The sequence below is a fragment of the Ligilactobacillus acidipiscis DSM 15836 genome, assembly GCF_001435755.1.
Lineage (GTDB): Bacteria > Bacillota > Bacilli > Lactobacillales > Lactobacillaceae > Ligilactobacillus > Ligilactobacillus acidipiscis.
Genome location: NZ_AZFI01000302.1, coordinates 1 through 991, shown reverse-complemented (window position 1 = coordinate 991; position 991 = coordinate 1). Strand labels below are relative to the sequence as shown.

Annotated in this window: 1 protein-coding gene; it reads right to left on the bottom strand. The window is 40.6% G+C overall.

The window, feature by feature from the left end; genetic code table 11:
* Nucleotides 1-205 precede the first annotated feature (205 nt).
* The gene (locus tag FC65_RS10820; RefSeq protein WP_056972753.1) at nt 206-883 is read right to left on the bottom strand and encodes a 2,3-bisphosphoglycerate-dependent phosphoglycerate mutase; all 678 of its coding nucleotides are present in this window, start codon (nt 881-883) and stop codon (nt 206-208) included.
* Nucleotides 884-991: the final 108 nt, after the last annotated feature.

Sequence of the window (991 nt, the reverse complement as noted above, 5' to 3'; positions counted from 1 at the left end):
CTTGTAACACTTACTTCACCGAAGTTTGCGTCACATTCCAACTTGTGACGCTTACTTCGCCCGACTTTGCATCACATTTCTCTCAAATTAAACAAATTTCACCACTCATTCTGCTGCTCTGACTCAACAATTCAGTCCAAACAAAAAGCCTCTCAGCCCTAATAGCCAAGAAGCACCGTTATCTAAAGTTCCGTGATCACTTGATTTAATGCGTAATTATTTGTTTGTCTTGTAAATTTAATTTGTCATCGAAAGTGTAAATAATCGGTTCACCATTAGCAACTTCGACTCCATCAATATCCTTGTCGCTGATCTGCTCGATAAATTTGATCATCGCACGCACCGTGCTGCCATGAGCGACTACTAGCTGATTTTTATCCGTCAACAATTTAGGGGCAATTGAATCTATCCAATAAGGCACGATCCGATCCGTCGCCATTGCCAAACTTTCCGCCAACGGTAATGAACTATCCGGTAAATTAGCATAACGACGGTCTCGGTCTGGAAATTCCAACTTAGGAGGTACTGCATAATAAGAGCGTCTCCACAAAGCAACCTGCTCGACTCCGAAAATTTTACGGGTGTCATCTTTGTTCCAGCCTCGCAATGAACCATAATGGCGCTCATTTAAACGCCAAGTTTTATGAATTGGGATATATGACTGGTGTAATTCATCCAGAACAATGTTGGACGTTTTAATAGCACGGACCAAAACCGAAGTATGAATATCAGTAAATTCAAGTTGCTGTTTTAGCAGTAATTTGCCTGCTTCATGAGCTTGCTTAATCCCATACTCTGTCAGCGGGGAGTCTGACCACCCCGTGTATTCATTGACTTTATTTGCCAAACTTTGACCATGACGTAAAAGAACCAATTTTGACATTAGAGCTCATCCTCTCTACTCTCTTCGCCACTTATCATAGCAAATTTTTAATGTAAAAAACAGTCCTAGCAAAAAAGCGGTTCTATAATATTTGGTACTGATAGAAAA

Coding starts and splice junctions, on each gene's coding strand:
- FC65_RS10820 (WP_056972753.1), bottom strand. CDS start 883: ATGTCAAAATTGGTTCTTTTACGTCATGGTCAAAGTTTGGCAAATAAA.